Here is a 26,654-nt window from a genome sequence, read left to right as displayed (position 1 = left end):
GGGGTGGCTCAATGAAATATCGGAGGCTGGTGTGCTACGTATTACCTTTTCTTATTCTATTTCTGCCCACCTATTCTCCTGCCGCTAAATACCCATCAAGAGCCTATACTTCTAGGCTTTCTCACGGCAAGCAATCATGTAAACCATTCTATTCACAACCTGCCTCTACAAGAAAAGCAAAACGGCTACGCCCACCAGAAAGCGGTTTACCAAAAGCACTCTCCACCTCAGAGATTAGTGCATGCAAGCAGAGCGATTTAATTAGAGAGACCTCTTCTACCGAACGAAAAACCAAACCACAAGCCAGAAAAGAGCTCAAGCAGAGGTGTGAGGATCAAGGAATAAAGTGGAATCAGGTCAGAAGCGAAACTATGCCTGCATCATGTCCCAGTCAATGGCTTTGGAATCTGAAAAAGATGGTTGGTTGCGCTTTCAGCAAATCTGGTAACACCCATCATTCTATTGAAATGGCACTTGAAGAATATGATAACGGTCCATGGCTGAATATTATTGCCCGTATTGCATTCAATTCCGTTATTCATGCGTACGGTATGCCTGTGAGCGAACTTGCCAGAGCATGGCTCGAATATGAGCTGATTGAGAATAACCAGTCTAACAAGTTCAGTATTCAGGCATGGCTGGATTCTGACGAAAGCACCGAAGTCGAACTGGAGACCTTTAGAGCTACCAGCCTCATGAGCCTAGATGCCATATTATCTGAATACCATTTGATATGGAGCCCACCTCAAGACTGCTGTTCAAATATAGGCCGCTTTCTTACTGCAAAAAAACAGCCTGCAACATTCGGCTCTATGGTTATATGGGATTTTATGAAAGAACTGGAGCTATCAGTCATACCTTACCTGCCGGAAGCAAACCTGCGAGAGGCTGACAAGCTTATCTCAATATCTTACAAACGAATTCTGAGGTGTATTTTATCTTATTACAGCAGTGACAAACCAGCTGCGATGGAAGCTGAACCTGCCGAAGACAACGTCGACGAAGGGTTCTGTGAGGAGGGCGAATACACTATTTTAAAACAAGCGTCAGCGGGATTGGCAGAGCAATCTAACACTCCTTACATGCATATTGCCGTGCAAATCTGGTTGCATCACTTACTGCAAGCCCGCCACTTGACTCCGATGCCGGATCTCCATTCATGGCTACTGGAGGACAGGTAATATAGCGTGTGATGTGATCAAGAGCAGACATCGGATCATCAGATTCATAATCTCCGGACCGAATAAAAAATGCCCGCAATCAATGCGGGCATTTTTTCAGGCATAAGCTGAATTTAACGGCAATTATTTCCAGCCGGTAACCTCAGCCAGAGCACTGCCGATTTCAGCCAGACTGCGAACAGTCTTCACGCCGGCATCTTCCAGTGCAGCAAACTTCTCGTCTGCAGTACCTTTACCACCGGCGATGATCGCACCGGCGTGGCCCATACGCTTACCCGGAGGTGCAGTAACACCGGCAATGTAGGAAACAACCGGCTTGGTTACGTGTTCCTTGATGAACGCAGCAGCGTCTTCTTCAGCGTTACCGCCAATTTCACCGATCATTACGATCGCTTCAGTCTTTTCGTCAGCTTCGAACAGCTTCAGGATATCGATGAAGCTGGAACCCGGAATCGGGTCACCACCGATACCGACACAGGTAGACTGACCGAAACCGAAATCAGTGGTCTGCTTAACAGCTTCGTAAGTCAGGGTACCGGAACGGGAAACGATACCTACCTTGCCCGGCAGGTGGATGTGACCCGGCATGATGCCGATCTTGCACTCACCCGGAGTAATAACGCCCGGGCAGTTAGGACCGATCAGGCGTACGCCCAGCTCGTCACATTTGATCTTGGCTTCCAGCATGTCCAGAGTCGGAATGCCTTCAGTGATGCAGACAACCAGCTTGATGCCGGCGTTAGCCGCTTCCAGAATGGAGTCCTTGCAGAACGGAGCCGGAACGTAGATAACAGACGCTTCAGCACCTGTCTCGGCTACCGCTTCAGCAACGGTATTGAAGACTGGCAGACCCAGATGCTCCTGACCACCCTTGCCCGGAGTTACACCACCAACCATGTTGGTGCCGTAGGCAATTGCCTGTTCGGAGTGGAAGGTACCCTGGGAACCGGTGAAGCCCTGGCAAATAACCTTGGTGTTCTTGTCGATCAGAATGCTCATGCCTGCCCCTCCGCAGCTTTAACAACCTGCTGCGCCGCTTCCGTCAGGCTGCTGGCAGCGATAATATCCAGTCCACTTTCTGCCAGTGTCTTGGCGCCCAGCTCGGCATTGTTGCCTTCCAGACGTACGACAACCGGTACTTCAACGCCGACTTCCTTGACTGCACCGATGATACCTTCGGCAATCAGGTCACAACGTACGATACCGCCGAAGATGTTAACCAGTACGGCTTTAACGCTGTCGTCAGACAGGATGATCTTGAACGCTTCGCTGACACGCTCTTTGGTCGCACCACCACCTACGTCGAGGAAGTTGGCCGGCTCGCCGCCGTGCAGCTTGATGATGTCCATGGTACCCATGGCCAGACCGGCACCGTTTACCATGCAGCCGATGGAACCGTCCAGGGCAACGTAGTTCAGTTCCCACTGGGCAGCGTGAGCTTCACGGGCATCTTCCTGACTCGGATCGTGCATCGCCTTCAGCTTGGACTGACGGTACAGGGCATTGCTGTCGATGTTGATCTTGGCGTCGAGACAGTGCAGATCACCTTCGTCGGTGATAACCAGCGGGTTCACTTCCAGCAGTGCCAGGTCGTTTTCCTGGAACAGCTTGGCCAGACCCATGAAGATCTTGGTGAACTGCTTGATCTGAGCCGGGTTCAGGCCCAGCTTGAAAGCCATTTCACGCGCCTGGTAAGGCTGCGGGCCTACCAGCGGATCGATAGCGGCTTTCAGAATTTTTTCAGGAGTTTCTTCAGCAACCTTCTCGATTTCCACGCCACCTTCGGTAGATGCCATGAAAACAACACGACGGGTACCACGGTCCAGAACCGCACCCAGGTACAGTTCCTGGTCAATATCAGTGCAGTTTTCAACCAGAATCTTGCTGACAGGCTGACCTTTTTCGTCAGTCTGATAGGTTACCAGGTTCTTGCCCAGCCACTGCTCAGCGAAAGCTGCTGCTTCGTCACGGCTGCTGACCAGCTTTACACCACCGGCCTTGCCACGGCCACCGGCGTGAACCTGTGCCTTGACGACCCAGCGGTCTCCCCCGATCTTGTCAGTTGCTTCGGCTGCTGCTTCCGGAGTATCGACAGCAAATCCCTGGGATACAGGGAGCCCGTACTCAGCAAACAGTTGCTTCGCCTGGTATTCATGCAAATTCATGTTTTGCTTCCATTACGTCATAGTTATACGGCAGTGCTTGTTAGAAGTATTACCCTGCCACCTTGATCGGAGTCTGCCGGACGTTTCCATCCGGCAGACTCTCCAGGCATCCTTGCCCTTGATGTTCCTGTATTGTTCTTTTATCGCTGTAGCAGCTTACTTCTTGCCACGCGGCTTGCGGTTCGGCATGTGAATCGCATGGCCGTCGACTGCCAGCACAGCTTCGTGCAGTGCTTCAGACAGCGTCGGGTGAGCAAACATGGTCAGCTGCAGGTCTTCGGTACTGGAACCGAATTCCATCGCGATCACACCCTGCTGAACGATTTCAGCAGCGCTCGGGCCTACAACGTGTACACCCAGAATGCGATCGGTCTCTTCGTGAGCAATAACCTTGACGATACCGTCGGTATCGTTGGCTGCTAGCGCACGGCCAATGGCTGCGAACGGGAAGGTACCTACCTTGTAGGATTCACCGCTGGCTTTGACTTCTTCTTCGGTCTGACCAACCCAGGCTACTTCCGGGTGGGTGTAAATAACAGAAGGAATCAGGTCGTAGTTAACTTGGGCTGTCTTTTCCTTGATCAGCTCGGCAACCATCACACCTTCTTCAGAACCCTTGTGCGCCAGCATCGGGCCACGTACTACGTCACCGATAGCGAATACGCCCGGTACGTCTGTGCGGCACTGTTCATCAACGAAGATGAAACCACGCTCATCCAGATTAACGCCACAGCCCGGCTCCAGCAGACCTTCAGTGTACGGACGACGGCCGACCGCTACGATCAGCTTGTCGAAAGTTACAGACTGCTCTTCTTCGCTGTCAGCAGTGGTGTAACGTACAGCAACTTCACCATTGGCAACATCAGAACCGACAACACGGGCACCCATACGGATATCCAGCTTCTGCTTCTTGAAGATCTTCAGAGCTTCTTTGGCTACCTGCTGGTCAGCAGCAGCCAGGAACGCGTCCTGAGCTTCCAGTACAGTAACCTTGGAGCCAACGCGGGCCCAGACACTGCCCAGCTCCAGACCGATAACACCGGCACCGATAACGCCCAGACGCTCCGGTACTTCCTGGAATTCCAGCGCGCCGGTAGAGTCAACGATGATATCGTCAGTCAGCGGAGTCGGTGGAATTTCAACCGGGGTAGAACCGGTAGCAATAACGATGTTTTCAGCATCGAACGTTTCAACTGAACCGTCGTTACGGGTCAGTTCAACCTGCTTGCCAGCCAGTACCTTGCCCATTCCGTGCAACAGGGTTACACCGTTGGCCTTGAACAGGCTCTCAACGCCCATGCACAGCTTGGCAACAATCTTGTTCTTGCGCGCGATCATGGCCGGAACATCCAGCTTTACGCCACTGTGCTCGATACCGTGCTGTTTGAAATCAGCTTCGGCTTCGTGGAATTTGTGGGAGCTGTCGAGCAGCGCCTTGGACGGAATACAGCCTACGTTCAGGCAGGTACCGCCCAGCTGGGGTTTGCCCTTGTCGCCGGTCCACTTCTCGATGCAGGCAGTTTTCAGACCCAGCTGTGCCGCGCGAATGGCACATACGTAACCAGCCGGTCCACCACCAATAACGACAACATCAAACTTGTTTGGCATGTTGTATTCCCAACACCTCAATAACGACAGCTGCATCTACAGGGGGAGATATGCGACTACCTGCCGTCATTTAATTAACTGTCTATAAAACTATTCGGATAAGGCCGGCATTATGCCTGAAGCCCTGCCCGGTTCAACCAACCAGCTGTTTACAGCCGGCTGTTCAGCTATCAATCAGCTATTGATTAGCTAGCAAACGACTCTTTAACTATCAAGCAGCCCTTGAGCTATCAAATGGCTTTATAGATAAAGAGTAAGAGCCTGCCACCGGTTAATGGTTCCACCGATGGCAACACTCGATCAGATATCCAGCAGAATACGGGCCGGATCTTCCAGCAGTTCCTTGATAGTTACCAGGAACGTTACCGCTTCCTTACCATCCAGCAGACGGTGATCGTAAGAAAGTGCCAGATACATCATCGGCAGGATTTCAACCTTGCCGTCAACAGCCATCGGGCGTTCCTGAATCTTGTGCATGCCCAGAATTGCAGACTGGGGCGGATTCAGAATCGGCGTTGACAGCAGGGAACCAAATACCCCGCCGTTGGAGATAGTGAAGGTACCACCGGTCATCTCTTCGATGGACAGCTTGCCGTCACGCGCCTTCAGACCGTACTCACGGATGGTGGACTCGATTTCTGCCAGCCCCATGAATTCAGCGTCACGCAGTACCGGAACGACCAGACCACGGTCAGATGATACGGCAACACCGATATCCTGGTAGCCGTGATAAACAATGTCGTCGCCATCAATGGAAGCATTGACGGCAGGCTGGCGACGCAGCGCTTCAACACAAGCCTTGACGAAGAAGGACATGAAGCCCAGACGGGAACCATGCTTCTTCTCGAACTGATCCTTGTAACGGGCACGCAGCTCCATTACCGGCTTCATGTTGACTTCGTTGAAGGTAGTCAGCATCGCAGCATTCTGCTGGGCTTCTACCAGACGCTGGGCAACACGCTTGCGCAGACGGGTCATCGGAACCCGCTTCTCGGTGCGCTCACCGCTGACAGTCACAGGCTCGGCAGCAGCCGGTGCAGCAGCAGGCGCCGGTGCAGCAGCAGGCTGTTGGCCGGCAGCCGCCGCAGCCAGTGCGTCTTCCTTGGTGATGCGACCGCCCTTGCCGGTGCCCTTGATCAGGCTGACATCCAGCTTGTTCTCATCAACCACACGACGTGCAGCCGGGCTCAGAATGGCTTCTTCAGCATCGGCAGCAGCGGCCGGAGCAGCCGCTTCAGCCGGCTTGTCAGCAGCCGGCTGGGCTACAGCGCCGGCTTCAAACAGAGCAATCACTTCCTGGCTTTCGATGGTATCGCCTTCGCCCTTCAGGACTTCTTTCAGCACACCATCAGCCGGAGCAACAACTTCCAGTACGACCTTGTCAGTTTCAATATCAACCAGCAGTTCATCACGACTGCAGGCTTCGCCCGGCTGCTTGTGCCAGGTGGCAATGGTGCCGTCGGCGACGGATTCAGGGAAGACCGGTGCTTTAATCTCTGTAGCCATTACGGTTCCTTATCGGGGCAATCTCTTCGCAATGCTGTTTTGTTGCATCGCTTGTGTGTTGCTTGTTTGGCAACAGGGTCGCCAGCTGTTCAATATGGCGACCCTGTTTCGTTTTTCAACCCTTGAGCGCTGATGAAATCCTTCCGGATTTAACCGTTCAGCGCGTCATCAATCAGCTGGCGCTGTTCCTCGACGTGCTTGGACATGTAGCCACAAGCCGGAGCAGCAGACGCCTTGCGACCGGCATACTGCAGGTACAGGCTGTTGTTCGGGTGGTTATCCAGCGCGCGTCGCATATGATGCTGACTGCAGTACCAGGCGCCCTGATTCATCGGCTCTTCCTGACACCAGATCACTGATTCCAGGTTCGGGTACTGGGCAAACACCGCGTCCAGATCGTCTTGCGGGAACGGATACAGCTGCTCGATACGAATAATCGCAACATCATCACGCTGGTCGGCACGACGCTGTTCCAGCAGATCATAGTAAACCTTACCGCTACACATGATCAGGCGCTTGATCTTCTCCGGCTGATGCTCATCCACTTCCGGCAGCACAGTCTGGAAGCTGCCGTCGGCCAGCTCTTCCAGAGTAGATACGGCCAGCTTGTGACGCAGCAGACTCTTCGGCGTGAAGGCAACCAGCGGCTTGCGCAGCGGACGCAGAACCTGACGGCGCAGCATATGGAACACCTGAGCCGGCGTCGTCGGTACACAAACCTGAATGTTGTGCTCGGCACACAGCTGCAGGAAACGCTCCAGACGGGCTGAAGAGTGCTCCGGACCCTGACCTTCATAACCGTGAGGCAGCAGCATGGTCAGACCACACAGACGCTCCCACTTGTGTTCACCACTGGTAATAAACTGGTCGATAACGACCTGGGCACCATTGGCGAAGTCGCCGAACTGGGCTTCCCAGATCACCAGCGTGCCTGGTGTGGTTGTCGCATAACCGTATTCAAATGCCAGTACCGCTTCTTCAGACAGCAGCGAATCAAACAGCTGGAAGCTCGGCTGGTCTTCTGACATGTTAGCCAGCGGCACAAAAGTGCTGGCATCTTTCTGGTTGTGCAGTACCGCATGACGGTGAGAGAAGGTACCGCGACCCACGTCCTGGCCGGTAATCCGCACCGGATGACCTTCTTTCACCAGGGTGGCGTAAGCCATGGTTTCAGCAAAGCCCCAGTTGATCGGCAGGGCACCGGCTGCCATCTTGCGGCGGTCATCCAGAATCTTGCCAACCTGACGCTGAACCACAAAGCCTTCAGGCACATCATTATTGGCCTGACCCAGCTCCTGCAGAGAAGCCATGGCGACACGGGTGTCGTGGCGGGCAGTCCACTCGTGACCCAGATAAGGAGCCCAGTCTACGAACAGCTCTTTGTTGGGTTCTTTAACCAGTGACTTGACGACATGCTCGCCATTGTCGAGCGCGTTACGGTAGTCTTCGACCAGCTGCTGATTCTGTTCGGCAGTAATGACAGTCTCGCCCTGCAGCTGCTTGGCATACAGGTCACGTGTCGTCATTTGCTGCTTGATCTGCTGATACATCAGCGGCTGGGTACCGGATGGCTCGTCCGCTTCGTTGTGACCGCGACGACGGTAGCAAACCAGGTCAATAACCACGTCACGACCAAACTGCATACGGTAATCCAGCGCCAGTTTGGTAACAAACTGAACGGCTTCCGGATCATCGCCGTTTACGTGCAGAATCGGCGCTTCAACAATCTTGGCAACATCGGTGCAGTATTCGGTAGAACGGGCGTCTTCCGGACGACTGGTAGTGAAGCCAACCTGGTTGTTGACAATAATGTGGATGGTGCCGCCAGTCTTGTAAGCCCGGGTCTGGGACATCTGCAGGGTTTCCATCACCACACCCTGACCGGCAAATGCCGCGTCACCGTGAATAGCAATCGGAACGACCTGGTTACCATCGGTATCGCCACGACGATCCTGACGGGCGCGGACAGAGCCTTCTACTACCGGGGTAACAATTTCCAGGTGAGACGGGTTAAACGCCAGCGCCAGATGAATTTCACCGCCCGGAGTCATAACGTTGGAAGAGAAGCCCTGGTGGTATTTAACGTCACCGGAACCCTTGGCGTTCTGCTTTTTACCTTCGAACTCGTCAAACAGCTCGCCCGGGTTTTTACCCAGAATGTTAACCAGCAGGTTGAGACGGCCACGGTGGGCCATGCCGATTACAACTTCCTTGGAACCGTAGGAACCGGAACGCTGAATCAGCTCGTCCACCATCGGGATCAGTGATTCACCACCTTCCAGACCGAAACGTTTGGTGCCCGGGTATTTGGTGCCCAGGTATTTTTCCAGACCTTCGGCGGCAGTCAGGCGCTCCAGCAGGTGCAGCTTGGCTTCCTTACCCAGTTCCGGTTTGCCCTTGACACTTTCCAGACGCTGCTGGAACCAGCGACGCTGTTCAGTATCAACGATATGCATGAACTCGGCGCCGACATTGTTACAGTAAACGGCTTCCAGAGTTGAAACGATTTCCTTGAGAGTGGCTCGTTCCTTGCCAATAAAGAGGGATCCGGTCTGATATTCAGTATCCAGATCAGCAGCACTGAGACCATGGTGTTCTAAAGCCAGGTCAGGTACCGGCGTACGTTGCTGGAGGTTCAACGGATCCAGATTAGCTTGCTGATGACCACGAACGCGGTAGGCGTTCATCAGACGCAGGGCGAGAATCTGCTGCTTTTCATGTTCGCTGCTGACAGAACCGGCCGGACGCGCAACTGTTATCGGGCGGCCCTTGGCCATCCTCTCAAACTGGTCACGAATCGTGGAATGGGGAACATCAGGTGCGTTCATGCCCTCGATCTGTGGCAGGGTCTGAAAATAATCCCGCCACTGTTCGGGGACTGCGTTAGGATCACGCAGGAACAGTTCATATAATTCTTCTACATATGCAGCGTTGCCTCCGGAGATGTGGGATGAACTCCACATCTGCTGCATGATGCCTTCTTGCATTCGAAAAGTACCCCGTGGGATTGGGGCTGCTATCCGGCGACTCGCCATTACGTTGGTTTTGGCTCGGCGGACCCGTGTCCTTTAGCTGAAGTCCGCACACCTCTGGCCGGGGAAAACAGTCATGGCTTTATCTCAAGCAACTGCACTGTCATTCGCGGCCAGCCAGTATTTATCCAGAACAAAGGCAGACATGGCACCAAGTCATCGACTCGGCACCGGAATTCTGTGAAGCAACTGCCTCGACAAGGATAAATACAGGCCATCCCCCACAGATAGTCCGGGTATTACCCGAAAGCCCCTGCTGGTTCAACCCAAGATTCGGGCATATAAAACCCCCCGAACCGTGTCACACTCAGACGCCCGTAAGCGCCGCGAGCAATTATATAGGGATTTATAACCAAACCCCACAAAAAAAACGCAATTGTAGTCGTTATTATTTAAATGAAGCGATAAGGCAGGGTGAAAGGCGTATTTTCAGTGGTTTTACATCAGTAAAAACAGAAAAGAGCAGCAATAAAAAAGCTTTCGACAGAATGCCGAAAGCTTTTTTATCACCTGTCTGGAGTTGTTTGTTCTATTTGACTGCTTCACCTGAAGAGTCAAACAAAAACAAACAATTCTATCAGGTACCTGACCGCAGCAGCATATTTCGAATGTGACCAATGGCTCGAGTCGGGTTCAGACCCTTCGGGCAGACATTGACACAGTTCATGATGCCACGGCAGCGGAACACGCTGAACGGATCGTCCAGTTTACCCAGACGCTCTTCGGTCGCGGTGTCACGGCTGTCCGCCAGGAAGCGGTACGCCTGCAGCAGACCGGCCGGACCGATAAACTTGTCCGGGTTCCACCAGAAGGACGGGCAGGATGTAGAACAGCATGCACAGAGAATACACTCGTACAGTCCGTCCAGCTTCTCCCGTTCTTCCGGGCTCTGCAGCCGTTCGATTGCCGGCGCCGGTGTATCGTTGACCAGATACGGCTGCACCTTTTCGTACTGCTTGTAGAACTGGGCCATGTCGACAACCAGGTCACGGATAACCGGCAGACCCGGCAGCGGGCGCAGCACCAGCTTGCCCTTGCTCATGGCCTGGGATACCGGCGTAATACACGCCAGACCGTTGGTGCCGCTCATGTTCATACCGTCGGAACCGCAAACACCTTCACGGCAGGAACGGCGGTAAGCCAGACTCGGATCCTGCTCTTTCAGCAGGTTCAGTACATCCAGTACCATCAGGTCTTTGCCGTCCGGCAGTTCGACCTGATAGTCCTTCATAAATGGCGCCGCATCCTGTTCAGGATTGTAGCGATAGACACTAACCTGTAATTTCATTGAGTTTCCCTCCACCCCATCTTGAGAAAGCCTGGTACTAAAACACTTGATGTTAAGGAATTAGTACGTCCGCTTCTTCGGCGGGAACGGCTCCATACCTTTCGGTGAGAAGTTTACATCACGCTTGGTAATCTTCTTGGTGGTCGGATGATACATGGAGTGTTTCAGCCAGTTCTCATCGTCACGTTCCTGGAAGTCGTTACGGGCGTGAGCACCACGGGATTCCTTGCGCTCTTCCGCAGCAATAGCGGTGGCGTAGGCAACTTCGTACAGGTTTTCCAGCTCCAGCGCTTCAATACGTGCAGTGTTGAATGCCTGGCTCTTGTCTTCCAGATGAGTCTCTTTCAGACGCTGACCGATCACGTCCAGCTTCTTCAGACCTTCCTTCATGGTTTCGCCTTCACGGAACACACCGAAGTACAGCTGCATGGTCTGCTGCAGATCTTTTCTCACCTGCGCTACAGACTCACCGGAAGTGGTGTTGTTCAGACGATCCAGGCGGGACATGGCCTGCTCGATGTCAGACTCGCTGGCATCAACGCTGTCGAAACCTTCTTTCAGGCTCTGCTCGATCTGCAGGCCAGCCGCACGACCGAATACCACCAGGTCCAGCAGGGAGTTACCACCCAGACGGTTGGCACCGTGTACAGATACACAGGCAGATTCACCACAGGCGTACAGACCTTCTACAATATGGTCGACACCATTGGCATCCTGAGTCAGTGCCTGACCACCCACGTTAGTAGCAATACCACCCATCATATAGTGACAGGTCGGCACAACCGGAATCGGTGCCTCGACCGGATCAACGTGTGCAAAGGTCTTGGACAGTTCACAAACACCCGGCAGACGCAGGGACAGGGTTTCTTCACCCAGGTGATCCAGCTTCAGCAGTACATGATCCTTGTCCGGACCACAGCCGCGGCCTTCCAGAATTTCGATAACCATGGAGCGGGCAACAACGTCACGACCGGCGAGGTCTTTCGCGTTCGGCGCATAACGTTCCATGAAACGTTCGCCTTCGCTGTTGATCAGGTAACCACCTTCACCACGGCAACCTTCGGTTACCAGAGTACCCGCACCGTGAATACCGGTCGGGTGGAACTGCCACATTTCCATATCCTGGACAGGAACACCTGCACGCAGAGACATACCAATACCGTCACCGGTATTGATCAAAGCATTGGTAGTGGAAGAGTAAATACGGCCAGCACCGCCGGTCGCCAGTACAGTTGCCTTGGCTTTAATGTAAGCGGTTTCACCGGTTTCGATGCAGATGGCAATCACACCGGCAATCTGACCGCGCTGGTTTTTCACCAGATCAACGGCATACCATTCATTAAAGAAGGAAGTACCACCCTTCAGGTTGGCCTGATACAGGGTGTGCAGCAGCGCGTGACCGGTACGGTCAGCAGCAGCACAGGTACGGGCAGCCTGACCGCCTTCACCGAAAGCCTTGGACTGACCACCAAACGGACGCTGGTAAATACGGCCTTCTTCGGTACGGGAGAATGGCAGACCCATGTGTTCCAGTTCGAAAACCGCTTGCGGACCAACAGAGCACATGTACTCGATTGCGTCCTGGTCACCAATGTAGTCCGACCCTTTTACGGTGTCGTACATGTGCCAGCGCCAGTCATCATTCGGATCCGCACTGGCAATCGCACAGGTGATACCACCCTGGGCTGATACGGTGTGGGAACGCGTCGGGAATACTTTGGTAATACACGCTGTGTTCAGACCGGATTCGGTCAGCTGCAGCGCAGCACGCAGACCGGCACCGCCGCCACCGACAACCAGCGCGTCAAAAGACAGTGTTCTAATTTTAGCCATCCGTTACAGCCCCCACAAAATCTGTACACCCCAGACCAGATACGTGAACATGGCGATACCGCAGGCTGCCTGAACAGCAAAACGTACGACAAGCGCAGATGTTCCGAGGGCACGATCATTCAGATAATCAGTTGTAATGGTCCACATGCCGACCCAGGCATGCGCCAGCAGAGAGATCAGCGCCATCAGAGTAAAGACGCGCATCCATGTCTGCTCGAACAGATCTCCCCAGGTGTCATAGTCCATACCCGGATTCATCAGCACGAAACCCAGCATAAATACTGTGAATGCAGCCAGAACAATCGCACTGACACGCTGAACTATCCAGTCAGACAGACCTGAACGGGAGAAATTTGTTGCATTGGTTACCATATCCACACTCCTGCCAGCACAATCAGTACTACGGAAATTGCCAGTGTCATCATCGCACCGGTTTTACCGCTTTCCTTTTCTTCACCGATACCGATATCCATCAGCAAATGCTTGATGCCGGCAACAAAGTGGTACAGCAGTGCAGATACCAGGCCCCAGGTAATAAATTTGGCTACCGGATGCGCCATACACTCCTGCAGCGCTGCAAATCCTTCCGGTGAATCCAGAGACAGATCCAGGCCGTATAAAAGGAAACCGATACCGACGAAAAGAATGACGCCGGAAACACGGTGCAGAATCGAAGTGTATGCCGGAAGCGGAAGCCTGATGGTTGTTATATCAAGATTGACAGGTCGTTTACTGTTCACGGCTATAGTACTCTTTTTAGGCCCTCTGGCCCGGTATTAGGCAGCGAAGCCCTGGCTATCACCCTTGCGGGCACCTGATGTTCACATATTGCTCGATAACGATCGCAAGTCATTGCAACTTCAATCATAGAGCAGTGGTGAATTGTTCAGGTTGTTTGAGGTCAGTCAGACAAGATAGTCAGACAAGAAAACCAGCCAGCCTTTTGAAGCTTCTTTTAAGTACTCTTTAGTACCTAAGATGCTCCGAACTACTGTGCAGGCCAGCCCCCCGTTTTCCGGTGTGGAGTATAGTCATTTCGGTATTTCATTACAACGAGTGCGGTCATTCCGCGTAACAATAACGCACAGAAAACGTCACAGGTTTGACAAAAGTTACAATCTCTCTATAGTGATGCGGGCTTTTACTTAGTCGAACTTCGCTTAAACCGCGAATTCCACAACAAAATCAATAGGCAACCGCAGTCTGAAAGGCAGTTTTTTCATGACTGTGGTATAACAGCCACGGCACTACTGATTCCTGTGCGCATTAATGCTGAACATTGTCGTTAGTTACCCATAATCTGACAGTTATGAACGACCTGACAACTGAACAGCAGTGCCAGGACAGGCATTCAGTGGCATACAATAAGACATGACAGGAGACCATACATGACAGACAAACAAGCTCAGCTGACTGTTGATGGTCTGGACTCTTCACTGAACCTTCCGATTCATACCGGAACTATCGGTCCAGACGTTGTCGATGTATCTTCCCTGACAGCGAAAGGTCTGTTTACTTTTGACCCGGGCTTTGTCTCCACCGCTTCCTGCGAATCCAAGATCACCTACATTGACGGTGACAAGGGCATGCTGCTGCACCGCGGCTACCCGATCGAGCAACTGGCTGAACACTCAGACTACCTCGAAACCTGCTACCTGCTGATTTACGGCGAGCTGCCGAATGCAGAGCAGAAAGAAAAGTTCACCCGCACCATTACTCAACACACCATGGTGCACGAGCAACTGACCAAGTTCTTCGGCGGCTTCCGTCGTGATGCTCACCCGATGGCCGTGATGTGTGGTGTTGTCGGTGCGCTGTCTGCGTTCTATCACGACGCGATGGATATCAGCAACGAACGTCACCGTGAAATTGCAGCGTTCCGTCTGATCTCCAAGATGCCGACCATCGCTGCGATGGTATACAAGTACTCAATCGGTCAGCCGTTTGCTTACCCGCGCAATGACCTGAGCTACGCCGGCAACTTCCTGCATATGATGTTCAGCACCCCGTGCGAAGAGTACAAGGTGAATCCGGTTCTGGAAAAAGCCATGGACCGCATCTTCCTGCTGCACGCTGACCACGAACAGAATGCGTCTACTTCTACCGTACGTCTGGCCGGCTCTTCCGGTGCCAACCCGTTCGCCTGTATCGCCGCCGGTATTGCCGCGCTGTGGGGACCGGCTCACGGTGGTGCCAACGAAGCGGTACTGACCATGCTGGCCGAAATTGGCGATGAAGCCAATATCGAGAAGTTCATTGAAAAGGCCAAGGACAAGAACGATCCGTTCCGTCTGATGGGCTTCGGTCACCGTGTCTACAAGAACTTTGACCCGCGTGCCACCGTGATGCGCCAGACCTGCGACGAAGTTCTGAACGAACTGGGCCTGCACAATGACCCGCTGTTCCGCATGGCCAAGAAGCTGGAAAAGATTGCCCTGGAAGATGAATACTTCATCGAGCGCAAGCTGTACCCGAACGTAGACTTCTACTCCGGTATCATCCTGAAGGCTCTCGGTATTCCGACTGAAATGTTTACCGTAATCTTCGCTACCGGCCGTACTCCGGGCTGGATTGCTCACTGGCACGAAATGATCAGTGGCTCCTACCGTATCGGTCGTCCGCGTCAGCTGTACACCGGTGCTGCGCCGCGTGATTATCCGGCCTGATTGAAGTTTTTGCTTCGTTAAAAAGTCGCCCTTGTGGCGACTTTTTTGATCTCTAACAAAAATAAGCTGTTCGCAAAACACAGCACCTAATTCACAGATTCATACAGAGCTAGATAATTAAATGTTTGTTAGTCAATTGCTCTAGATCATGACTTATTTTTCGTATAACAGTATCAACAAGAAAAAACATATTTGTACTGTTATAAATTTAAAGGAACATTGTGCAAGAAGTTATAAGTCAAATACCTGCTACAGCCTGGACAGCAATAGTCACTGCACTTCTAACATCTATGCTTACCTTTTTTGGTGTTGCATACACTAATCACTCAAATAATAAACGGCTTAAAATCCAGCTAGAACACGAAAGGAAGTTAAAGCAAGATGATATTATTCGTGAGCGTCTAGAGGAGCTATATGTAGAGTCAAAAAAATATATGTCGGCTACCGTCATGTACTTTTTTCCCTACTTAAAAGTAATGGAGGGAGAACTAACTTTTAATCAAGCTCTTGACACGACCTTAGAAAAGAAAAGAGAGCACAACCACGAACGTGTTTTCTTAATAATGGATATGTATTTTCCAGAGCTTAGACAGACTTTCACAGAAGTTGAAGCGCAACGAGATGTAGCTCATGATATTTTACACAGGTACAAAGTACGCTATAAAACTGGCCAGATTGATGGAGCAGAGTTTATTCCAGACTTTCAAGATGCTCTGGAACTTTTAACGGTCAAAACAAGTCAGTTCGAAAGACATGTTTCCTCTTTGTCTCGACAAATCACTAGCAGATCAAAAACTTTGAGCTAAGTGATAGACCCGACTCCAAACACACAAGAGTTCAATAGACTTAAAGTCATGAGAAAACTTCTTCTTTCTGTCGCCCTTATTTCCGGCTGCGCCAGCACAGAACATATAGACTTTAGCAGTACCAAAATCAGCCAATATGGCATCTCTCCTGCAGCAGAAACAGTTTCTATTTACACACAGGCTGAAGAACCAAACAACCAAGTCTTAATCACCAGATCTAATGAATTTACTCAGAAAACAGATATAGTCCCGGCAAAAATAGGGATACAGTTTGGATTTTGCTTTGAAATCAAGAGCAATAGCTCATCTATATCCATCACAAGAGAAATTAAACATCCGAAGCTCACCATGCCAAATGGCACCGAATTCAGTAGCTCGAAGTACACAAAAAAAATCTCTGTGAAAGATGGTACCGCTGAGTCATGTATGGCGTATTTATTTGAAGAGTCATGGGAAACTGTTGCCGGAAGGTGGAATTTTGCCATCTATCATAACGAAAAACTGCTAGCCCAAAAGACATTCATTGTTCAGTAAGTTACCGCGGATAGCAGCATGCTACTTAAGGTGCCTAGGCACTCTAAGTAGCATTGAGCTTGCTCTATTTATAACCCTCAAGTTATTTCACGAAAGTCCTGCCGCAAACACAATAATAACCAGCACCGGTGCAACCAGCCGGATCAACCCCATCCACAACATATGAAACACCGGCGGCAACGCCATTTCCCGCTGTACGGTTGCCTTGCGCATCACCCAGCCGACAAAGATCACCACAAACAGACTGACGACAGGCAGCAGGAAGTTGGTTGGAATGGCGGTATAGAAAGAGAACAGATCCATTCCACCCGGCATTTTTACATCTTTCCAGATATTAAATGAGAACGCCGGAATCAGACCGGCCAGCCATACCAGTACACCCACCAGTGTCACCGCACCTTTGCGGGAACAGCCAAAGCGGGTTTCTGCCAACATCAGCACCGGCTCGGCCAGATTGATGGAAGAGGTCCAGGTGGCTATCACCATCACCCCGAAAAACAGGGCAACCGCCACACCACCCAAAGGCAGATCAGCCAGTGCATAGGGCAATGTGATAAACATCAAACCGGGGCCACTGGAAGTCGGAATATGCTGGGTAAACACAATACTGAAGATGGAGATACCACTCATCAGCGCGACCAGCACATCCAGTACAGCAACCAGCAGAATCACTCTGGCAATGGATTGTCCGGCTGGCATATAGGCACCGTAGGCGGTCAGGCAGCAGGCACCGATGGCCAGGGTAAAGAAGGCATGCCCCATGGCCTCAATCAGGATATCGGTGGAGATTTTGCTGAAGTCCGGCTTGAACAGATAATCTACCGCCTGACTGAAACCACTCATACCGGCAGCATAAATCACCAGAATACCCAGCAGCACATACAGCAGCGGCATCAGCACATTACTGAGCTGCTGAATGCCCCGGGCACCGCGCAGGCTGACCAGCATGGTTAGAAAAATAAACACCCCGTGAAAACCCAACACCAGCGGGATGGAATCCTGCAGGTCAGAGAACATATTGGCCACTTCGGTCGAGCCCTGACCGGAAAAGCTGTCCACTAAAGACAGTCCGAAATAATGTAGGCACCAGCCTGCCACCACACTGTAAAATGACAGCACCATAAACGCCGCCAGAGTGCCACCCAGGGCAACAATACCCCAGCGCCGCGAATGTCCGGCTTTTTCCGCCAGAGCCTGGAAACTCTTGACCGGTGCAGCCCGCCCTGCCCGACCCACCAGAATCTCCGACATCATTACCGGCAATCCCATCAGCAACACAAACACGATATAAAGCAGCAGAAACGCACTTCCCCCGTTTTCTCCTGCCATATAGGGAAAGCGCCAGATATTGCCCAGTCCGACTGCGGCGCCCGTGACGGCCAGAATAAAGGCCTTGTTACTGATCAGGTTGCTGGATGAAGACATAGTTTTTGGCTCCGATGTGCAAAGACACTTTAAAAACATAAACTTCAAAAGTAGCAGACCGGCTCATCAATCAAGCCTGAATTGGCTCGCACGTGGTGACAGTGGCTACTTACAACAGCCTATCTGATCACAATCCGGTTCGGCAAAACCTGCCTCGGGAAATCTCGTCTAGAATCTTGATCGACCCTTTTTCTATCTTTATTCAAAATCGACCGGGCTCAACAATGGAAGCACAAGCTGCCGAAGATATTGTGATCCAGCTGCTTGATTACAAAGCAATGACTTACCTGACCGGGCAACAGGACTGTCGCTGGAGCGATGAAATGCTGTTCTGGAATTCCGATCTGGAAGAGCTGAAAAACTTATCCGCCTACAAGCAATGGCATCAGCAAGTCCTTGCAACCCGTACCATCACCGATATTGATTATGCCATTGCCTCAATCTGGCATACGGAGCAGCAGATAAGCTGTGCCAGTCACTGGGCATTTCATCTTGAAGTCGAGGATGAACAGGGCAACAAACAGGATGAAACCCATTACTTTCGCGCCACGCATGTCCTGGCGCAGGAAGACAGCGAATGGAAGGTCAAACATCTGCAGGCCACGGAAGAGAGTCAGCCCGACCTGTTAATTGTTGATGGGGAAGATATGTAAGAAGGGATAGACAAGAGACAAAGAAAAAAGCCTGCAGCAGCGGAACACGGCGCTACTGCAGGCACAGACAAAACTCGATCAGAATTCAGCCCAGAACAGTCTGGTAATTACTCACTCTCTTCATCAAACAGACGATTCATGCCGTCCAGTGCTGCGACACGATAAGCCTCTGCCATAGTCGGATAGTTAAAGGTGGTATAGATAAAGTATTCCAGCGTATTGCCTTCACCCGGCTGATCCATAATGGTCTGGCCAATGTGCACGATTTCCGCCGCCTGGTCACCAAAGCAGTGAATACCGAGGATTTCCTTGGTATCGCGATGGAACAGAATCTTCAGCATACCGGCAGTCTGACCGGTAATCTGGGCCCGGGCCAGACGGTTAAAGAAGGCCTTACCGACTTCGTAAGGTACCGCATCACGGGTCAGTTCCTCTTCGGTACGACCCAGCGAACTGATTTCCGGAATGGTATAGATACCGGTAGGTACGGATGTTACAAAGTGCGGTGTCGACGCATCCTTGATATTGGCTGCCGCATAACGACCCTGATCGTAAGAAGCACTGGCCAGGCTGGGCCAGCCAATCACGTCACCGGCTGCATAAATATTTTCGACCGCAGTGCGGTAGAACTCATCAACTTTCAATTGACCCCGGCCATCAGGCACCAGCCCGATACTTTCCAGTCCCAGGTTCTGGGTATTACCGGTACGACCGTTTGCCCACAGCAGTGCATTCGCCTTGATCTTCTTGCCTGATTTCAGGTGCAGTACCACACCGTCTTCAGTACCTTCGATCTTCTGATATTCTTCGTTGTTGCGAATAATCACGTTCTTGTTGCGCAGGTGGTAACTCAGCGCATCGGAGATTTCCTTGTCCAGGAACGACAGCAGACGATCACGGGTGTCAATCAGGTCTACCAGCACACCAAGACCGGCAAAGATGGAGGCATATTCAGAACCGATTACACCGGCTCCGTAAATAATGATCCGGCGCGGGGTGTGGGTCAGGTTAAGAATGGTGTCACTGTCGTAAATACGGGGATGGCTGAAGTTAACATCGGCAGGACGGTACGGACGAGAACCGGTGGCAATAACAATATGCTTGGCTGACAGGGTCTGGGCATGACCGTCTGCCTCAATCACCTTAACCGTTGTATCATCAACAAAGCTGGCATGGCCTGCATACAGATCAACCCGGTTACGGGCGTAGTGATTGGTTCTGGATTTAACCTGCTTGCGAATAACCCCCATGGCATTTTTCATGACATTGGGGAACGAGAACCAGCGCGGCTCACCGATTTCCCTGAACATCGGGTTGTTATTGAAGTTATCGATCTGCTGCACCGCATGACGGAGTGCCTTGGAGGGAATTGTTCCCTGATGGGTACAGTTACCACCCACCTGTGATCGCTGGTCGACAACGGCTACCCGCTTGCCCAGCTTGACGGCATTCATTGCCGCACCTTCCCCCGCCGGACCACTGCCCAGCACAATCACGTCATAGCTAATGACACCCATCCATTCACTCCAGAACTCAATACCGGCAGATCATGCCGGCAGTATATTGGTCATTGCCTGCCATACCCGTGCCCTCCCGAGATCCTCTTCAGTCGACACATCATCACTTGATGGCAGTTGAAGCCCCTCACAAAAGCGTCCCAATTGGTCACAACACTCCCGTCAGGGTGCAAGGGCTGCCTCTGAAGGGCAGCCTTCTATTTATTATCAGGCGGAAAATAAACCCGCCTGTAAAGCTAATGCAGCCTCAGGCCTGCTTTGCCGCGCCGGCGTCGTAAAACAGTGCATCACCGTTTTCATTGGTCGGCATCGGCTTGTCATCGCCACAGATCGGGCAGCTTTCTTTCAGGCCCAGTGAGCCCAGGCCGCCACAGGAACCCTTGATAGGTTTGTTGGCAAAGATTACGCCAATCGCCATACCGGCAAACACCAGCAGCAGGATCGCAAATACAAGTATGAAAGTTGTCATCTCTGTTACTCCTTTTGTTACGGGGCCTGTCCAGGTACCTGCAGCGAGAACAGAACTCCGACATCTCTATATTCAAGTATACCGCCACCCAAGGGCGCGTTCTGTAGCGGTCTTTACTTTTTCAGATACTGCTCGAACAGCTTGGTATGTCGGGTCTCAAAGCCACTACCGGTGTGGTAGATAAACCAGACAGCCAGCCCCTGCTGTTCAGCAATCTCCATGCCGGCTTTTTCGCCAACCAGCATAAACATGGTGGCCCAGGCATCGGCCATGGCGGTGGTATCATCAATCACCACCACCGATGCCAGATTATGGCGCTCGGGAATACCGTTACGGGCATTGATCAGATGGGAGTAATGCTCACCATCTACCTCAAAATAATTCAGGTAATCACCGGAAGTTGCAATCCCTTTATTATCGGCCTGCACAATGGTGTTCACTGAACCGGGCAGCATATCGGGCTGTTTGATGGCAATGCTCCACAGCGAGCCGTCCGGTTTATGACCGCGAATGCGCACTTCGCCACCCACTTCAACCATGTAAGTGGTCACACCCAGCTCTTCCAGCTTGTAGCCGGCCATATCAACGGCGTAGCCCTTGGCAATCGAACTCAGGTCAACAAACAGTGGCGCGGTGCGGGTCAGGGTCTGGTTCTTTTCATCAACCAGCAGCTTGTGGTGACCCACCCGTGACAGTGCTTCGTGGATTTCTTCTTTGGTCGGTACTCTTGCTTCCTGACGCTGCACCCATTCGGTAAACGCCGGGCTGTCCGCCATTTCCGGCATTTTGTCAGCCAGGTCGGCAATAGCCTGTTCTGGCTTGATCGATCCGAAGCCCCACAGATTGACCAGCGGCCCGACCGTGATGTCATAGATGCCGTTGGATGCCTCGGAGATTTTGAAACTTTGCTGTACCAGATCAACAATATCAGCAGACATTTTGACCGGTTCGCCTATCGGTCCGCGGTTAAACTGCATCAGCTCGGAGTCGGGCTTGTAGGTCGACATCCGGCCATCAACATCCTGCAGTACCGCATGAACATCAGCTTTAACCTGCTCCGCATCCAGCTCCTTATCTTCTGGAACAAAGTATTTGATGCGGTAGGTGGTACCCATGATATTGCCCACGATCACCCGGGGTTCAACCGGTGACTGGGTTTGAGAGCAGGCAACCAGAGTGGCTGCAAATACTACGGCGAGCAGCCCCTGAAAAATTCGTTTCATCAGCAGAAAAGATCTAGCGGATTGAATCCTGAACAAAGCCTCAGGAAAAAGCATGTGCAGACTGGATCCCGTTGAGAACGGACTTTCTGGCCGCCCTGTTCGATCTCTGCGACCGTTCGGGTAAATCTGCTTCAGTAAGAAAATCGCTTGCCGGATAGCCTGGAAAATAAACTACTCCGGATGAATAAAAAGACGGGCAGTTATACTGCCCGTCTTTCCGATACGGTCGATCAGCCGCCGAAGTCATCCAACAGGATGTTTTCGCGCTCAACGCCCTGGTCTTCCAGCATTTTGATTACTGCGGCGTTCATCATGGGCGGTCCACACATGTAGAACTCACAGTCTTCCGGCGCAGGATGATCCTTCAGGTAGTTTTCAAACAGTACCTGGTGGATAAAGCCGGTCTTGCCAGTCCAGTTATCCTCAGGCTGAGGATCGGACAGAGCCAGATGCCATTCAAAGTTCGGGTTCTCTTCAGCCAGCTTGTCATATTCTTCGGTATAGAACGCTTCACGCAGGGAACGCGCACCGTACCAGAAGCTGATCTTACGAGTACTGCTCAGACGCTTCAACTGGTCGAAGATGTGGGAACGCATCGGCGCCATACCGGCACCACCACCAACGAATACCATCTCGGCACCGGTCTCCTTGGCAAAGAACTCACCAAACGGACCGTAAACGCCAATCTTGTCACCCGGCTTCAGGTTGAAGACAAAGGAAGACATCTGTCCCGGCGGTACGTCCTGTCCCGGAGGCGGAGAAGCAATACGGATATTGAACTTCAGAATGCCCTTCTCTTCCGGGTAGTTCGCCATGGAGTACGCACGGATAACAGTCTCGTCAACCTTGGACTTGTACTGCCACAGATTGAAGCGGTCCCAGTCGCCCTTGTACTCTTCCGGAATCTCGAAGTTCTTGTAGTCAACAACGTGCGGTGGTGCTTCCAGCTGGACATAACCACCGGCACGGAAGTCTACGTTTTCACCTTCCGGCAGCTTCAGAGTCAGTTCCTTGATGAAGGTGGCAACGTTTTCGTTGGAGACAACTTCACATTCCCACTTCTTCACGCCGAAGAACTCTTCCGGCACTTCAATCTGCATATCCTGCTTCACTGCAACCTGGCAGGACAGACGCCAGCCATCGCGCAGCTCACCCTTGGTGAAGTGAGGTTCTTCAGTCGGCAGCGCAGAACCACCACCGCCAGTTACCTTACACTTACACTGGGCACAGGTACCGCCACCACCGCAGGCAGAAGACAGGAAGATGCCCTGACCTGCCAGCGTCTGCAGCAGTTTGCCACCGGCCGGAGCCTTGATTTGTTTTTCCGGATCATCGTTGATGTCAATACTGACATCACCGGTACTTACCAGCTTCGAGCGTGCTGCAAGAATGACTGCCACCAACACCAGTACGATGGCAGTAAACATGCCCACGCCGAGCAAAATCAGATTACTTTCACTCATGTGGTCTAAATTCCCCTTACAGCTGGACGCCAGAGAAGGACATGAAGCCCAGTGACATCAGGCCGACAGTGATAAAGGTGATACCCAGGCCGCGCAGACCGGCAGGCACATCACTGTACTTCAGCTTTTCACGGATACCAGCCAGTGCAACGATAGCCAGCGTCCAGCCAGTACCTGCACCCAGACCGTATACGACACTTTCCCCAAATGCATAGTCACGCTCTACCATGAACAGCGCCGCACCCATGATGGCGCAGTTCACAGTGATCAGCGGCAGGAATACACCCAGCGCGTTGTAGAGCGCAGGTACAAATTTATCCAGGAACATTTCCAGAATCTGTACCATCGCTGCGATAACACCGATGTAGGTGATAAAGCCGAGGAAGCTCAGGTTAACATCCGGCAGACCGGCCCAGGCCAGGGCACCGTCCTTGAGGATGGAGTTATAAATCAGGTTGTTAATCGGAACAGTGATAACCAGTACCACGATAACCGCAACACCCAGACCAATCGCTGTCTGGATCTTCTTCGATACCGCCAGGAAGGTACACATCCCGAGGAAGAAGGCCAGCGCCATGTTTTCAACAAAGACAGCCTTTACGAACAGGCTGAGATAATGCTCAAACATATCAGTGAGCCTCCTTACCAACAGAGTTCGGCGCAATGCGGAACTCGGCATCTTCTACCTGCTCCGGCTGCCAGCTGCGGATAGCCCAGATCAGCAGGCCGATGATAAAGAACGCACTTGGCGCCAGCAGCATCATGCCGTTGGGGTTGTACCAGCCGCCGTTGTTGATGACCGGCAGGATTTCCACACCGAACAGCTTGCCGGAACCCAGCAGCTCACGGAAGAAGGAAACGACCATCAGTACGAAACCGTAGCCCAGACCGTTACCGATACCGTCCATGAAGGAAGGCAGCGGCGGGTTCTTCATAGCGAAAGCTTCCGCACGGCCCATAACGATACAGTTGGTAATGATCAGACCAACGAATACTGACAGCTGTTTGCTGATCTCATAGGCAAATGCCTTCAGTATCTGGTCAACGATAATTACCAGTGACGCGATAATCGCCATCTGTACGATAATCCGGATGCTGCCCGGAATATGATTCCGGATCATGGATACGAACAGGTTGGAGAACGCGGTTACAAACATTACCGCCAGGGTCATAACCAGACTGGTCTGCATCCCGGTGGTTACCGCCAGCGCGGAGCAGACACCGAGGATCTGCAGCGCGATGGGGTTATTGCTGACAACCGGCGTCAGCAGAACTTCACGAGTCGTAGGTGTACTCATAGAATCAAGCCTCCCCCTTCTTCAGGTTGGCCAGGAAGGGACCGAAGCCGTTGCTACCAAGCCAGAAGTTCACCAGATTGTTAACACCACGGGTGGTCAGGGTTGCACCGGACAGACCGTCAACCTGATGCTTCGCATTCGGACCCGGGACCACAGAACCCTTGATCACAGCGATATCCAGCTTGCCGTTGTCGTTGAAGATTTCCTTGCCTTTCCAGGTTTCTTTCCAGCGCGGGTTATCAACTTCACCACCCAAGCCCGGTGTTTCACCGTGCTCGTAGAAGCCCAGACCCACAACGGTGTCCAGATCAGCGTCCAGCGCCATGTAACCATACAGGGTGGACCACAGGCCGTAACCACGAATCGGCAGAATCAGGGTTTTCAGCTTGCCGTTTTCTTCTACCATGTAGATCTTGGCAACATCTTCACGACGCTTGATCAGTGCAGTGTCAGCAGCGGCTGGCAGAGCAGCAGACAGCTTCGGATCCTTGGCAGCAGCACGATCGTTATAAGTGCTGACATTCAGGTCTCCACCGCTGTAGAAGTCGCCGGACTTCAGATCCACCAGCATCGGCTTCACTTCCTTGAACTTCGCCAGGATTTCGTCACGGCTCATCGCACGGGGGTCATCAACCAGACCGGCAATGGACAGGATATTACCCTGCACGTCCAGCAGCTTGTTCTGGTCCTGGCGGTCTTTCAGGAATACTGCCGCAGCAGAAACCAGAACCGAGCAGACCAGTGACAGCACCAGCGTTACTGTCAGGGTTTTCTTCAGGGTATCGTTGTTAGCCATTGGCACGGGCCTCCCTGCGCTTGATGTTGGCCTGTACGACAAAGTGGTCAATCAGCGGCGCAAACAGGTTAGCGAACAGAATCGCCAGCATCATGCCTTCCGGGAATGCCGGGTTCACTACACGGATCAGGATAACCATGACACCGATCAGCGCACCGAACACCCAGCGACCGGCGTGGGTCATGGAAGCAGATACCGGGTCAGTGGTCATGAAGATCAGACCGAATGCAAAACCACCCAGAACAAAGTGCCAGTACCACGGCATGTTGAACATCGGGTTGGTGTCGGAGCCGATCAGGTTGAACAGGGTGCTCATGGCAACCATACCGATGATGGTACCGAAGATGATGCGCCAGGACGCAATGCCCATCACCATCATGATGATACCGCCGATCAGGATCGCCAGCGTGGAAGTTTCACCTACAGAACCCTGAATGCTGCCGTAGAAAGCGTCAAACCAGGTAATACCGTGAGCCATCACCTGCTCAACACCGCCATCAGCTGCCAGACTCAGCGCAGTTGCACCACTGAAGCCGTCTACTGCGGTCCATACTGCGTCGCCGGACAGCTGTGCCGGGTAAGCAAAGAACAGGAACGCACGACCGGTCAGCGCCGGGTTGAGGAAGTTTTTACCGGTACCACCGAACACTTCCTTGCCGATCACGACACCGAAGCTGATACCGAGGGCTACCTGCCACAGCGGTACAGAAGGCGGAACGATCAGGGCAAACAGAATGGAGGTTACGAAGAAGCCTTCATTCACTTCGTGTTTGCGGATAATGGCAAAGAGCACTTCCCAGAATCCGCCGACCGCAAAGGTCACCAGATAGATTGGGAGGAAGTACGCCGCACCATACATCAGGTTATCCAGCATGCTGGACGGATCGTGACCGGCAAAGAACCAGCTGTGCCAGTCAGTCGGGGCAGACAGGCCGCCGGCGATTGCGGAGTTGGCCTGGAAGCCGACGTTCCACATACCGAACAGCAGTGCCGGGAAGGCACAGGCCCAGACAGTAATCATGATACGCTTCAGGTCGATACCGTCACGTACATGGGAGGTGTTGTTGGTTACATCCGGCGGGCTGTAAAGGCCGGTATCCACTGCCTCATACAGCGGATAGTACTTTTCCAGCTTGCCCCCTTTCTCGAAGTGGGGGGCAATGGAGTCAAGGAACTTTCTCAATGCCATGT

At 52.4% G+C, this 26,654-nt stretch carries 23 protein-coding genes; 5 read left to right on the top strand and 18 right to left on the bottom strand.

Annotated elements, in window-relative coordinates; all coding sequences use genetic code 11:
* Window positions 1-11: 11 nt before the first annotated feature.
* Complete coding sequence (locus ACYZZ0_RS00355; RefSeq protein WP_461534577.1) at window positions 12-1,181, top strand: hypothetical protein; 1,170 nt, start codon at window positions 12-14, stop codon at window positions 1,179-1,181.
* Window positions 1,182-1,304: 123 nt separating this feature from the next.
* Here the strand turns inward: ACYZZ0_RS00355 and sucD are convergent, their stop codons facing one another.
* The 9 genes from sucD to sdhC all read right to left on the bottom strand — a co-directional run bounded on the left by sucD (window position 1,305) and on the right by sdhC (window position 13,353).
* On the bottom strand, window positions 1,305-2,180 hold the full coding sequence (gene sucD / locus ACYZZ0_RS00350) for a succinate--CoA ligase subunit alpha (RefSeq protein ID WP_461534576.1): 876 nt from the start codon (window positions 2,178-2,180) through the stop codon (window positions 1,305-1,307).
* Complete coding sequence (gene sucC / locus ACYZZ0_RS00345) at window positions 2,177-3,346, bottom strand: ADP-forming succinate--CoA ligase subunit beta (protein ID WP_461534575.1); 1,170 nt, start codon at window positions 3,344-3,346, stop codon at window positions 2,177-2,179. The genes sucD and sucC overlap by 4 nt, the downstream gene beginning before the upstream one ends.
* A 156-nt stretch (window positions 3,347-3,502) precedes the next feature.
* Complete coding sequence (lpdA, locus tag ACYZZ0_RS00340; RefSeq protein WP_461534574.1) at window positions 3,503-4,954, bottom strand: dihydrolipoyl dehydrogenase; 1,452 nt, start codon at window positions 4,952-4,954, stop codon at window positions 3,503-3,505.
* Window positions 4,955-5,254: 300 nt separating this feature from the next.
* A complete protein-coding gene (odhB, locus tag ACYZZ0_RS00335; RefSeq protein ID WP_461534573.1) occupies window positions 5,255-6,460 on the bottom strand; it encodes a 2-oxoglutarate dehydrogenase complex dihydrolipoyllysine-residue succinyltransferase in 1,206 nt (401 codons plus the stop codon).
* A 149-nt stretch (window positions 6,461-6,609) separates the two neighbouring features.
* Window positions 6,610-9,447: a 2-oxoglutarate dehydrogenase E1 component gene (locus ACYZZ0_RS00330; protein ID WP_461534572.1), complete on the bottom strand. Its 2,838-nt coding sequence runs from the start codon at window positions 9,445-9,447 to the stop codon at window positions 6,610-6,612.
* Between the two features lie 622 nt (window positions 9,448-10,069).
* Window positions 10,070-10,780, bottom strand: a complete 711-nt coding sequence (locus tag ACYZZ0_RS00325) for a succinate dehydrogenase iron-sulfur subunit (RefSeq protein WP_461534571.1) — start codon at window positions 10,778-10,780, stop codon at window positions 10,070-10,072.
* Between the two features lie 60 nt (window positions 10,781-10,840).
* Entirely contained in the window at window positions 10,841-12,613 is a 1,773-nt protein-coding gene (gene sdhA, locus ACYZZ0_RS00320; protein ID WP_461534570.1) for a succinate dehydrogenase flavoprotein subunit, read from the bottom strand.
* Between the two features lie 3 nt (window positions 12,614-12,616).
* Complete coding sequence (gene sdhD, locus ACYZZ0_RS00315) at window positions 12,617-12,985, bottom strand: succinate dehydrogenase, hydrophobic membrane anchor protein (protein ID WP_461534569.1); 369 nt, start codon at window positions 12,983-12,985, stop codon at window positions 12,617-12,619.
* Window positions 12,979-13,353 carry a succinate dehydrogenase, cytochrome b556 subunit gene (sdhC, locus tag ACYZZ0_RS00310; protein ID WP_461534568.1) on the bottom strand — a complete coding sequence of 125 codons (375 nt, stop codon included), beginning with the start codon at window positions 13,351-13,353 and terminating at the stop codon, window positions 12,979-12,981. Before sdhC ends, sdhD begins: the two co-directional genes overlap by 7 nt.
* 648 nt (window positions 13,354-14,001) lie before the next feature.
* On the opposite strand from sdhC, the gene gltA reads away from it, so the two are divergent.
* From gltA to ACYZZ0_RS00295, 3 genes are all read left to right on the top strand, one after another.
* Complete coding sequence (gene gltA, locus ACYZZ0_RS00305) at window positions 14,002-15,279, top strand: citrate synthase (protein WP_461534567.1); 1,278 nt, start codon at window positions 14,002-14,004, stop codon at window positions 15,277-15,279.
* Window positions 15,280-15,500: 221 nt separating this feature from the next.
* Entirely contained in the window at window positions 15,501-16,085 is a 585-nt protein-coding gene (locus ACYZZ0_RS00300; protein WP_461534566.1) for a hypothetical protein, read from the top strand.
* Between the two features lie 48 nt (window positions 16,086-16,133).
* Window positions 16,134-16,619, top strand: a complete 486-nt coding sequence (locus ACYZZ0_RS00295; RefSeq protein ID WP_461534565.1) for a DUF3859 domain-containing protein — start codon at window positions 16,134-16,136, stop codon at window positions 16,617-16,619.
* An 87-nt stretch (window positions 16,620-16,706) separates the two neighbouring features.
* On the opposite strand, the gene ACYZZ0_RS00290 is transcribed toward ACYZZ0_RS00295, so the two are convergent.
* Window positions 16,707-18,044 carry a sodium-dependent transporter gene (locus ACYZZ0_RS00290; RefSeq protein ID WP_461534564.1) on the bottom strand — a complete coding sequence of 446 codons (1,338 nt, stop codon included), beginning with the start codon at window positions 18,042-18,044 and terminating at the stop codon, window positions 16,707-16,709.
* A 224-nt stretch (window positions 18,045-18,268) separates the two neighbouring features.
* Here ACYZZ0_RS00290 and ACYZZ0_RS00285 point away from each other — a divergent pair, with 224 nt between their 5' ends.
* Window positions 18,269-18,697, top strand: a complete 429-nt coding sequence (locus ACYZZ0_RS00285; protein WP_461534563.1) for a hypothetical protein — start codon at window positions 18,269-18,271, stop codon at window positions 18,695-18,697.
* Between the two features lie 107 nt (window positions 18,698-18,804).
* Here ACYZZ0_RS00285 and sthA read toward each other — a convergent pair whose 3' ends face one another.
* From sthA to ACYZZ0_RS00245, 8 genes are all read right to left on the bottom strand, one after another.
* Complete coding sequence (gene sthA / locus ACYZZ0_RS00280) at window positions 18,805-20,214, bottom strand: Si-specific NAD(P)(+) transhydrogenase (protein WP_461534562.1); 1,410 nt, start codon at window positions 20,212-20,214, stop codon at window positions 18,805-18,807.
* Window positions 20,215-20,461: 247 nt separating this feature from the next.
* A complete protein-coding gene (nqrM, locus tag ACYZZ0_RS00275; RefSeq protein ID WP_461534561.1) occupies window positions 20,462-20,683 on the bottom strand; it encodes a (Na+)-NQR maturation NqrM in 222 nt (73 codons plus the stop codon).
* 113 nt (window positions 20,684-20,796) lie between these two features.
* Entirely contained in the window at window positions 20,797-21,906 is a 1,110-nt protein-coding gene (locus ACYZZ0_RS00270) for an FAD:protein FMN transferase (protein WP_461534560.1), read from the bottom strand.
* A 230-nt stretch (window positions 21,907-22,136) separates the two neighbouring features.
* Window positions 22,137-23,369 (bottom strand): NADH:ubiquinone reductase (Na(+)-transporting) subunit F, encoded by a 1,233-nt coding sequence (gene nqrF / locus ACYZZ0_RS00265; protein ID WP_461534559.1) that lies wholly within the window; start codon window positions 23,367-23,369, stop codon window positions 22,137-22,139.
* A 16-nt stretch (window positions 23,370-23,385) separates the two neighbouring features.
* A complete protein-coding gene (gene nqrE / locus ACYZZ0_RS00260; RefSeq protein ID WP_461534558.1) occupies window positions 23,386-23,997 on the bottom strand; it encodes an NADH:ubiquinone reductase (Na(+)-transporting) subunit E in 612 nt (203 codons plus the stop codon).
* Window position 23,998: 1 nt separating this feature from the next.
* On the bottom strand, window positions 23,999-24,667 hold the full coding sequence (locus ACYZZ0_RS00255) for an NADH:ubiquinone reductase (Na(+)-transporting) subunit D (protein ID WP_461534557.1): 669 nt from the start codon (window positions 24,665-24,667) through the stop codon (window positions 23,999-24,001).
* A 4-nt stretch (window positions 24,668-24,671) separates the two neighbouring features.
* On the bottom strand, window positions 24,672-25,463 hold the full coding sequence (locus ACYZZ0_RS00250; RefSeq protein WP_461534556.1) for a Na(+)-translocating NADH-quinone reductase subunit C: 792 nt from the start codon (window positions 25,461-25,463) through the stop codon (window positions 24,672-24,674).
* Window positions 25,456-26,652, bottom strand: a complete 1,197-nt coding sequence (locus ACYZZ0_RS00245) for an NADH:ubiquinone reductase (Na(+)-transporting) subunit B (RefSeq protein WP_461534555.1) — start codon at window positions 26,650-26,652, stop codon at window positions 25,456-25,458. Before ACYZZ0_RS00245 ends, ACYZZ0_RS00250 begins: the two co-directional genes overlap by 8 nt.
* Window positions 26,653-26,654: the final 2 nt, after the last annotated feature.

This window comes from Spongorhabdus nitratireducens, assembly GCA_947387575.1.
In the GTDB taxonomy this organism is placed as follows: Bacteria; Pseudomonadota; Gammaproteobacteria; order Pseudomonadales; family Endozoicomonadaceae; genus CANDOC01.
This window is presented reverse-complemented; position numbering and strand designations above follow the sequence as displayed.

What these genes read in the sequence shown, in the direction of transcription:
- ACYZZ0_RS00355 (WP_461534577.1), top strand. Translation starts at nt 12, where the DNA reads ATGAAATATCGGAGGCTGGTGTGCTACGTATTACCTTTTCTTATTCTA.
- sucD (WP_461534576.1), bottom strand. Translation starts at nt 2,180, where the DNA reads ATGAGCATTCTGATCGACAAGAACACCAAGGTTATTTGCCAGGGCTTC.
- sucC (WP_461534575.1), bottom strand. Translation starts at nt 3,346, where the DNA reads ATGAATTTGCATGAATACCAGGCGAAGCAACTGTTTGCTGAGTACGGG.
- lpdA (WP_461534574.1), bottom strand. Translation starts at nt 4,954, where the DNA reads ATGCCAAACAAGTTTGATGTTGTCGTTATTGGTGGTGGACCGGCTGGT.
- odhB (WP_461534573.1), bottom strand. Translation starts at nt 6,460, where the DNA reads ATGGCTACAGAGATTAAAGCACCGGTCTTCCCTGAATCCGTCGCCGAC.
- ACYZZ0_RS00330 (WP_461534572.1), bottom strand. Translation starts at nt 9,447, where the DNA reads ATGCAAGAAGGCATCATGCAGCAGATGTGGAGTTCATCCCACATCTCC.
- ACYZZ0_RS00325 (WP_461534571.1), bottom strand. Translation starts at nt 10,780, where the DNA reads ATGAAATTACAGGTTAGTGTCTATCGCTACAATCCTGAACAGGATGCG.
- sdhA (WP_461534570.1), bottom strand. Translation starts at nt 12,613, where the DNA reads ATGGCTAAAATTAGAACACTGTCTTTTGACGCGCTGGTTGTCGGTGGC.
- sdhD (WP_461534569.1), bottom strand. Translation starts at nt 12,985, where the DNA reads ATGGTAACCAATGCAACAAATTTCTCCCGTTCAGGTCTGTCTGACTGG.
- gltA (WP_461534567.1), top strand. Translation starts at nt 14,002, where the DNA reads ATGACAGACAAACAAGCTCAGCTGACTGTTGATGGTCTGGACTCTTCA.
- ACYZZ0_RS00295 (WP_461534565.1), top strand. Translation starts at nt 16,134, where the DNA reads ATGAGAAAACTTCTTCTTTCTGTCGCCCTTATTTCCGGCTGCGCCAGC.
- ACYZZ0_RS00290 (WP_461534564.1), bottom strand. Translation starts at nt 18,044, where the DNA reads ATGTCTTCATCCAGCAACCTGATCAGTAACAAGGCCTTTATTCTGGCC.
- ACYZZ0_RS00285 (WP_461534563.1), top strand. Translation starts at nt 18,269, where the DNA reads ATGGAAGCACAAGCTGCCGAAGATATTGTGATCCAGCTGCTTGATTAC.
- sthA (WP_461534562.1), bottom strand. Translation starts at nt 20,214, where the DNA reads ATGGGTGTCATTAGCTATGACGTGATTGTGCTGGGCAGTGGTCCGGCG.
- nqrM (WP_461534561.1), bottom strand. Translation starts at nt 20,683, where the DNA reads ATGACAACTTTCATACTTGTATTTGCGATCCTGCTGCTGGTGTTTGCC.
- ACYZZ0_RS00270 (WP_461534560.1), bottom strand. Translation starts at nt 21,906, where the DNA reads ATGAAACGAATTTTTCAGGGGCTGCTCGCCGTAGTATTTGCAGCCACT.
- nqrF (WP_461534559.1), bottom strand. Translation starts at nt 23,369, where the DNA reads ATGAGTGAAAGTAATCTGATTTTGCTCGGCGTGGGCATGTTTACTGCC.
- nqrE (WP_461534558.1), bottom strand. Translation starts at nt 23,997, where the DNA reads ATGTTTGAGCATTATCTCAGCCTGTTCGTAAAGGCTGTCTTTGTTGAA.
- ACYZZ0_RS00255 (WP_461534557.1), bottom strand. Translation starts at nt 24,667, where the DNA reads ATGAGTACACCTACGACTCGTGAAGTTCTGCTGACGCCGGTTGTCAGC.
- ACYZZ0_RS00250 (WP_461534556.1), bottom strand. Translation starts at nt 25,463, where the DNA reads ATGGCTAACAACGATACCCTGAAGAAAACCCTGACAGTAACGCTGGTG.
- ACYZZ0_RS00245 (WP_461534555.1), bottom strand. Translation starts at nt 26,652, where the DNA reads ATGGCATTGAGAAAGTTCCTTGACTCCATTGCCCCCCACTTCGAGAAA.